Raw genomic sequence first — 8,425 nt, 5'->3', positions numbered from 1 at the left:
GGCGGCCGAGCGGGTCCGCGAGGGCCAGGGCGCCTGCCGTGACCTGGTGCTCGGCGCCGGGTTCGGCCGGGACACGGAGATCGGGCTCGGGCTGTGGCTGAGCGGCGCGCACGGCTCGTACGGGCCGAACCCGAGGGCCTTCGGCCACGACGGCTACGGCGGCTCCAGTGGCCTCGCCGACCCCGAGGCCGGCGTCTCCCTCGGCTATGTCATGAACCGTATGGGACCGCGCATCGCCGACGACCCGCGCAAGATGGCTCTCGTCGAGGCGCTGTACAGCGCGCTGTGACCACACCGGGAGAGGCGGGGGACGGCCGGAGCGCGTTGTGTCGCCCCGGAGAGACCGAGGGAACGGCTGGAGCGCGCTGCGCCGCTTCTGCGTGGTCACCCCCGTACGCCTGGTGATCAGGTCCGGCGGGGTTCACGGTGCCGGGCGCGGGCGCGCCCGCGTCGGCGGCTGCTGGCCGGCGGCAGGGGTGTCCGAAGCCTCGTACCGGTGGTGTACGGGCCGGGAGGTCGACGACGAGCAGCAACTCGCCCGCGCCGACCAGTACCCGCCGGTTGCGCGTTCCTCGTGGGTGACCGCGCACGGCACGGACGCGTCCGCCATCGCCGCCCGGAAGGCCTCCGCCCGCTCACGCGAGGGTAGCTCGGCCGTGTCCGGCAGGATCATCGCGGCCCGCTCCCTTGCCTCTCCCCTGGCACAGGGAGTCGGCGACACCCGGCGGTCACCCGGCCGGGTCAGCCCTTGCGCGTGGCCACGACCATCCGGCAGCGCGGGCTGCCGTCGGGCCGCCGCCCGAACCCGGGCAGCGCGAACAGCTCCACGTCGAACCCGGCCCGTTCCAGCTCACGCCGTACGACGCCGAGTCGGAACGGCCGGTAGTACATGACGAACGGCGGCCGCCAGAGGGCGTTGCGCACCCGCATCGCCGCGTCGAAGCCCAGGGCCGCCCAGTACCAGGGGGAGTTCGGCGGGGCGGGCGCGGGCAGCGGGAACGCGAAACGTCCGCCCGGCCGCAGCACGGAGTGCGCCTCGGAGAAGAGTGCCGGCAACTCCTCCGACAGGAAGTGCCCGAACGCGCCGAAGCTGACGGCCAGGTCGAAGACAGGGGCGAAGGGAAGAGCCAGGGCGTCACCGCGCACCCAGGAGACGCGAGGGCCGCCGGAGCCGGGGGCGGCCCGATCCGGGCCTGCGGAGCCGGCGGAGGCAACCTCCGAGCCTGCGGAGCCGGAGGTGGACGAACTCGGGCCGCCCGAGCGGGCGGACGCGATCCCCGAGCCCACGGAGGTGCCGGAGCCCACCCGCTCCCTGCCCACCGCCAGCATCCCGGCACTGATGTCCACGCCGGTGACACTCTCCCGGCACACCTCGCGCAGCACCTCCATCCCGGCCCCGGTGCCGCAGCAGAGGTCCAGCCCGTGGTCGAACGGACCCATCGACGACAGGGCCGCCTCGACCGCTTCCAGGAGGGCGTCCGGCGTACGGAACGGGGTCTGGTCGAACTTGGGTGCGAGCAGGTCGTAGCCGTGTTCGACGGAGGAGAGCGCCTGAACGGCGAGTTCGCGGAGGCTGGGGCCTTGCGGGGTGAACATCACGTCAGCTTAGGCCCTGGCTCGGGGCAGCGGCCGGGGTGTGCCCTCGCCTATGGTCCAGGACATGACTTCGTTCCGTCCTGCCCCGACCTGGCTGGCCGACGCCGTCTTCTACCAGATCTATCCGCAGTCCTTCGCCGACTCCGACGGGGACGGCATCGGGGACTTCGCCGGGATCACCGACCACCTCGACCATCTGTCCTGGCTGGGCGTCGACACCGTCTGGCTGAACCCCTGCTTCGTCTCCCCGTTCCGCGACGCCGGGTACGACGTCGCCGACTATCTGAACGTCGCCCCGCGCTACGGCTCGAAGGACGACCTCGCACAGCTCGTCGACGAGGCGGGTCGCCGGGGCATCAGGATCCTGCTGGACCTCGTCGCCGGCCACACGTCCATCGACCACCCGTGGTTCAGGGCCTCGGCGAACGACCCGGACGACCACCGCTACATCTGGACGGCGCAGGGCCGTCCGGAAGGCTTCGTGGCCTCCCCCGGGACCCGGCCGGGCGCGTATCTCCCGAATTTCTTCGACTCCCAGCCCGCCCTCAACTTCGGCTACGCGCGCGAGAATCCGGCCGAGCCCTGGCGGCTGCCGGCCGACTCCGACGGCCCGCGCACCAACCGCCACGCCCTTCGCACGATCATGGACCACTGGCTGAGCCTCGGCCTTTCGGGCTTCCGTGTCGACATGGCCGCCTCGCTCGTCAAGGACGATCCGGACCGGGCCGAGACCGCCCGCGTCTGGACGGAACTGCGGCACTGGTTGGACGCCACCCATCCGCACGCCGTGCTGCTCGCCGAGTGGGGCGAGCCGGAGGTGTCGATCCCGGCCGGCTTCCACGCCGACTTCTTCCTCCACTTCGGCGGCCCCTCCGACGGCCTGGCGCTGCGCTCGCTGTGGAACAACGGCGGGGGCACGGTCCATGAGAACTGGGACCCCCTCGACTGCTTCTTCGACGCGAGCGGCCATGGCTCGCCGCGCCCCTTCGCCGAGGCGTGGCACCAGGCGTCCACAGCCATCGACGGTACGGGCGTCATCTCGCTCCCCACCGCCAACCACGACTTCTCCCGCCTCAACTGCGGCCCCCGCACGGCCGATCAGCTGCCCGCCGCGTTCACCTTCCAGCTGACCTGGCCGACGCTCCCGGCGATCTACTACGGCGACGAGATCGGCATGCGCTACGTGCCGGGCCTGCCCGACAAGGAGGGCAGCGTCCTCGGCCCCCGCTACAACCGCGCGGGCTCCCGCACCCCCATGCAGTGGGACGACACCCCGAACGCGGGCTTCTCCACCGCCCCCGCCGATCGCCTCTACCTCCCCGTCGACCCCTCCCCCGACCGGCCGACCGTCGCCGCCCAGCGCGCCGACGACACCTCGCTCCTCCACCTCGTACACCGTCTGATCGCCCTGCGCAGGCGCACACCCGAGCTGGGCTCCGGCGGCTCGGTGGAGGTGCTGCACGCGGGGTATCCGTTCGTGTACGTCCGGGGCGGAAGGTACCTGGTGGTCGTCAACCCGCAGCGCCACGAGGCCAGTTACTCGTACGCGCCCCTCGTCCACAGCGCCCTGGAGGGGCAGGGCGTGGACATCGTGGGCGGCACGATCACCGCGCGGGGCTTCGGACACGGGATCTTCGAACTCGTCGGATAGCCGTCGGGGCCGACTGCCCGGAGCCTCGCTCCGGGCAGCCGCTCACTCGGTGCGGACCTCTACGGCGAGGGCGAGCCGGCCACGTCCGGTTCCTCGCCGTACGCGGTGAGGAACCGGTCGCGGAAGGAGTCCATGCGCCAGACCGGAGCGTCGTCGCCGGGCCGCAGACCGTCGGACCATCCCCAGTCGTCGATCCGGTCGAGGACCTTCGGGTCGTGGGCGACGATGGTGACCGGTACGTCGTGGCCGGCGCCGTTGCCGCTGACGCTCGCCATGGGCTGGTGGTCGCCGAGGAAGACCAGCACGGTGTTCTCGTCGCCGTACTTCTCCACGTACTGCAGGAGGCTGTGCAGGGAGTACTGGACGGACTTGCCGTACTCCTCCTTCACCTTGACGGGGTCGGTGAAGACGTCCGCCGGGTCCTTGCCCGCCTTCTCGATGCCCTTGTACACGGAGCCGTCGCCGACCTCGTCCCAGCCGACCATCTCCGGCAGCGGCGCCCACGGCTGGTGACTGGAGGTCAGGATGATCTCCGACATCAGCGGCTTGCCGTCCTTCTTGGCGGCCTCCAGGCGTTCGAACGCGGTGAGCGCGTACTGGTCGGGCATGGTCGACCAGCTGAACTTCGGCCCCTGGTAGCCGAGATCGCGGGAGTCGTAGACCTTGTCGAGGCCGTAGAAGTCGCCCTCCGGCCAGTTCTTCTGCACCCCGGGCACGATGCCGACCGTCCGCCAGGCCCCGCTCTTGTGGAACGCGCCCGGCAGCGTGAGGCGTTCGCCGGCGGTGACCGTGCGGTAGCGGCTCTGGTTGTCGATCCACAGGCCGGTCAGGAACGTGGAGTGGCCGAGCCAGCTGCTGCCGCCGTACGTAGCCGAGGTCAGCCAGCCGCTCTTCGCCGCGAACCCGGCCCCGGTCAGCGCCTTGCCCTCCTCGTCGAGGGCCCCGTTCACGCCGGGCGCGATGGCCGGGTCCTCCAGGGCGGCGCGCCCGTAGCTCTCGATGAAGGTGATCATCACGTCCTTGCCGCGCAACCCGGTCAGCAACCGGTCGCCGGGCACATCGGCGAACCTGTCCTGCTTGGCCTCCTTGGCGAACGCGGCCTCGTCCCTGAGTGTCTCCTGGACCCGGGCCCAGCGGTCCTGCACGAAACCGATGGTGCTTCTGGAGGCGACCGCGGTGTTCTCGATGGGCGTCAGGCCCAGCGCCGCACAGGTGATCCACACGGCGCCGGCGATGATCGTGCCCCTGGTCGCCCGGTCCCGTTCACGGGTCAGGAGGTTCACGAGCCGTACCACCGCCAGTGCCATGACGACGAACAGCAGCAGCACCAGGGCCACGAGGCCGATCACGGCGGCCCGCGCGCCCGTGGAGCCGAGGGTGTCCTTGACGTACGACTCGGCGTCGTCGAGCAGGCCCCAGTCGAGGACCACGTTGAAGCCGCGGCCGAGGAATTGGTTGAAGCCGATGTCCAGCGCCTTCACCACCACCAGCGCGGCCAGGCCCACCCCGATGCCGACCGCCGCCACCAGCCTCGGCCGACGGGGCAGCACCATCAGCAGGGCGGCGCCGAGGATCGGCTCCACCGGTATCCGCAGGAACTGCCGTACCTCGAAGAACTCGGCCTTGCCCGGCATGAGCAGCGCGAAGAACACCAGGGCGGCGGCCAGCGCGGTGACCCCCCACGACAGACCGCGTGCGGCGAGCGGGTACTTGTCCCGGAGCACCGTCCGGTGTCTCAGCCATCGACGGACGGGGTCGCCTGTCCTCGCCGGAGTGCCCGCGGCGGGATCGTCCGACGCCGACGCGTCCGCCGTCGACCGCTTGCTCGTCTCGTCCGTGGCGTCCGTGTCGGGTGATGGGCTGGAGCGCGTGAAGAGCGACACGCGACGTTCCTTCCGTGCGAAGACCGCTGGCGGTGCCCCCATCTGTACGAGGGGTACGCGAGGTCAGTTCAAAGACCACGGGTAAGCCATCGGTAAGGAACTCCCCAACGGACGGCCACGGATGGTGGTACACTCGCCTTGGCACGTGTGTATCGCCCACTCTCGGGGCGCCGGTGCCGCTCTCTCAGATCCTGAGATCCCTTCCGCTGAACCGCCCGTCGATTCCCGACCGGCCGTCAGTTTCCCCGCATCACCCGCGACACACAGGCCGCCACACCGCGCGGCCGTGAACGGCTCGGCCGTACCCCGGGTGCGCGCTTCCCCCTCCCTTCCCCATGCGTTTTCCTCACGTCCTCGAAAGGACCCCCATCCATGACCACCACCACACTCGAACGCACTTCCACCGACCGGCAGCCTCCGGCCCGGGTCACCGGCGTCCTGGAGATCGCACAGAGCGGGCAGGGACACCTGCGCGCCGAGTGCGGCCTGCTCACCCCTGCCGACCCGCAGGTCCCCGCCGCGCTGATCCGCAGGTACGGCCTGCGCAAGGGCGACACCGTCGAGGGCGTACGCGACGGCCGGCGCGCCCTCGCCGAGGTCGAGCGGATCAACGGCCGTACGCCCCAAGAGCTGCGCGGCCGCCCGCACTTCCACGACCTCACCCCGCTGCACCCGCGCGAGCGGCTGCGGCTCGAACACCCGGCGAGCGGGCTGACGGGCCGTCTGGTCGACCTCGTGGCCCCCGTCGGCAAGGGGCAGCGCGGGCTGATCGTGGCCCCGCCCAAAACCGGCAAGACGGTGCTGCTGCAGCAGGTGGCCGCCGCGATCGCCGCCAACCACCCCGAGGCCCGCCTCATGGTGGTGCTGCTCGACGAACGGCCCGAGGAGGTGACCGACATGCGGCGGTCCGTGCGGGGCGAGGTGTACGCCTCGACGTTCGACCGGTCCCCCAAGGAGCACATCGCGCTCGCCGAACTCGTCGTGGAGCGCGCCAAGCGGCTCGTCGAGCAGGGCGAGGACGTCGTGATCCTGCTGGACTCCCTGACCCGGCTGTGCCGGGCCCACAACAACGCGGCCGCCGCCGGTGGCCGCACCCTGAGCGGAGGGGTCGACGCCGCCGCCTTGCAAGGCCCGAAACGGCTCTTCGGCGCCGCCCGGCTGACCGAGGAGGCCGGTTCCCTCACCATCCTGGCCACCGCCCTGGTGGAGACCGGGTCCCGCGCCGACGACTTCTTCTTCGAGGAGCTCAAGGGCACCGGCAACATGGAGCTCCGCCTCGACCGCGCCCTCGCCGACCGGCGTGTCTTCCCCGCCGTCGACATCACCCCGTCCGGCACCCGCCGCGAGGAACTCCTGCTGACACCGGGCGAGTTGACGGCCGTACGGGGACTGCGTCGGGCCCTGCGGTCGCGCGAGGGGCAGGCGAACCTCGAAACGATCCTGGAGCGGCTGCGCGCCACACCGGACAACGCTACCTTCCTGCGGCAGGTGCAGCCCACGCTGCCGACCGCATGACATGAGGCATCCGGGTGCTCGATCCGCGCCCTCGGCCCTGACACACCGGTCCACGGCGCGACCGTTCCTACGTTTGCGGTATGACCATCGGATTCTCATCCCGCGTCCCCCGTGTTGCCCGCGTCGCCCTCCGCTGCTCCGCCGTCTGTGCGCTGGCGGCCCTGGCCGTCGTGGCGAACCCGGAAGGTGCCGGCCTCCGCATCGAGGCGGGCGAGCGGGACGCCAAGGCCGCGCAGGAGCCGCCGTCCCTGTACCGGCCGGGAACACAGGTACGACCACGGCCCGGGGCACCCCGGGCGCCCCAGGACGTCTCCGCGGTGTCGTGGCTGGTGGCGGACGCCGACAGCGGCGCGGTACTCGCCGCGCACGACGCGCACCGCAAGCTGCCGCCGGCCAGCACTCTGAAGACCCTGTTCGCGCTCACCGTGCTGCCGGGGCTCCCGGCGGGCCTCAGACACACCGTCGAGGCCGAGGAGTTGGCGGGCATCGGCGCCGGCAGCAGCCTGGTCGGCGTCAAGGAGGACCTCACCTACCGGGTGGCCGACCTGTGGCGGGGTGTCTTCCTCAGCTCGGGCAACGACGCCGTGCGTGTTCTGGCCGCGCTCAACGGCGGCTGGCGGGCCACCGCCGAACAGATGCAGGACAAGGCCCGGTCCCTGGGCGCCCGGGACACCCATGTCGTCTCGCCCGACGGGTACGACGCGCCCGGCCAGGTGTCGTCCGCGTACGACCTCGCGGTGTTCGGGCGGGCCGGGCTGCGCAACGCGGAGTTCGCCGAGTACTGCGCCACGGCCACCGCGCGGTTCCCGGCGGGCGGCTGGTCCTACGGCATCCAGAACACCAACCGCCTGCTCACCGGCGCCGGCATCGAGCGCTACCCGGGACTCGTCGGCGTCAAGAACGGCTACACCAGCAACGCGGGCAACACCCTGATCGCCGCCGCGAGGCGAGGCGGGCGCACCCTGGTCGTGACAGTGCTGCGTCCGCAGTCCGGAAGCGGCTACGCCGTCTACGAGGAGGCGCGCTCCCTTCTCGACTGGGGTTTCCGTGCCGCCGGGCGCGTCGAGGCCGTGGGCTCGCTGCTGCCGCCGCGCCCGGCGGCGGGGCCTCAGGCCGACCCCGGGTCACCGCCCGTCCGTGAGGAGAACGAAGAGGTCACCGCCCCCGGCTGGCCGTTGGCGGGCGCGGTCGCGGGCGCGGCCGGAGTCGGTGCGGCCTCCGTGGCGCTGGCGCTGCGGCTCAGGAACGGCCGGCTCACCCGCGGCTGACCGACCGGCAGCCACAGCAGCAGGCCGAGCGTGATCCACACATAGGTGTTGCTGCCGACGAAGCCGCCGATGCCGGACGCGTCGTCGAACCACAGCCAGACGACGCTGCTGCACAGCAGCACGTACAGCGCCGCCGCGAGCGGCAGCAGCCGGCGATGTCGGAGCAGGACGGCGAAGGACGGCAGCAGCCAGACCAGATGGTGCACCCAGGTGATCGGGCTGACCAGACACGCGGTCAGCCCGGTGAGGGCGAACGCGGCCGTCCAGTCCTCGGTGCGCACCGCCGTACGGACCCGCCGCGCCCATACGCACAGCACGGCCAGGACGAGTGCCGCCCAGACGGCACGGCTCGGTTCGTGCGGTGCCACGAGCCGGGCCAGGACGCCCTGCAGCGACTGGTTGGAGACATAGTCGAGGCGGCCGATGCGGCTGGTGTCCCACAGGGCCTCGGTCCAGTAGAAGCGCGAGGCGGCCGGGGCGATCCAGGCCGCCGCCGCGGGGGCGGCCGCGGC

Annotated in this window: 7 protein-coding genes and 1 pseudogene; 4 read left to right on the top strand and 4 right to left on the bottom strand. The window is 72.0% G+C overall.

The annotated features are described in order from the left end of the window. Nucleotides 1-289 (top strand): serine hydrolase (locus tag AWZ10_RS27655; protein ID WP_159058358.1); only part of this gene is annotated, 289 nt, incomplete at its 5' end. Between the two features lie 132 nt (nt 290-421). On the opposite strand, the gene AWZ10_RS27650 is transcribed toward AWZ10_RS27655, so the two are convergent. Further along, a complete protein-coding gene (locus AWZ10_RS27650; protein WP_060892322.1) occupies nt 422-673 on the bottom strand; it encodes a hypothetical protein in 252 nt (83 codons plus the stop codon). A 68-nt stretch (nt 674-741) separates the two neighbouring features. Then, nucleotides 742-1,596, bottom strand: coding sequence for a class I SAM-dependent methyltransferase (locus tag AWZ10_RS27645; protein ID WP_060892321.1), 855 nt, complete (start codon nt 1,594-1,596; stop codon nt 742-744). Nucleotides 1,597-1,660: 64 nt separating this feature from the next. Here AWZ10_RS27645 and AWZ10_RS27640 point away from each other — a divergent pair, with 64 nt between their 5' ends. Continuing rightward, complete coding sequence (locus AWZ10_RS27640; RefSeq protein ID WP_060892323.1) at nt 1,661-3,247, top strand: alpha-amylase family glycosyl hydrolase; 1,587 nt, start codon at nt 1,661-1,663, stop codon at nt 3,245-3,247. A gap of 59 nt (nt 3,248-3,306) precedes the next feature. Here AWZ10_RS27640 and AWZ10_RS27635 read toward each other — a convergent pair whose 3' ends face one another. Continuing rightward, nucleotides 3,307-5,130, bottom strand: a complete 1,824-nt coding sequence (locus tag AWZ10_RS27635; protein ID WP_046703957.1) for a sulfatase — start codon at nt 5,128-5,130, stop codon at nt 3,307-3,309. A 372-nt stretch (nt 5,131-5,502) separates the two neighbouring features. Between AWZ10_RS27635 and rho the strand changes: the two genes are divergently transcribed. After that, on the top strand, nt 5,503-6,645 hold the full coding sequence (rho, locus tag AWZ10_RS27630) for a transcription termination factor Rho (protein WP_046703956.1): 1,143 nt from the start codon (nt 5,503-5,505) through the stop codon (nt 6,643-6,645). An 80-nt stretch (nt 6,646-6,725) separates the two neighbouring features. Beyond that, entirely contained in the window at nt 6,726-7,913 is a 1,188-nt protein-coding gene (locus AWZ10_RS53960) for a D-alanyl-D-alanine carboxypeptidase family protein (protein WP_060892320.1), read from the top strand. 275 nt (nt 7,914-8,188) lie between these two features. Here the strand turns inward: AWZ10_RS53960 and AWZ10_RS53955 are convergent. Beyond that, nucleotides 8,189-8,395: pseudogene (locus AWZ10_RS53955) on the bottom strand (glycosyltransferase 87 family protein); the annotation flags it as partial. Nucleotides 8,396-8,425: the final 30 nt, after the last annotated feature.

It is taken from the genome of Streptomyces europaeiscabiei, from assembly GCF_001550375.1.
Lineage (GTDB): Bacteria > Actinomycetota > Actinomycetes > Streptomycetales > Streptomycetaceae > Streptomyces > Streptomyces europaeiscabiei.
This window is presented reverse-complemented; position numbering and strand designations above follow the sequence as displayed.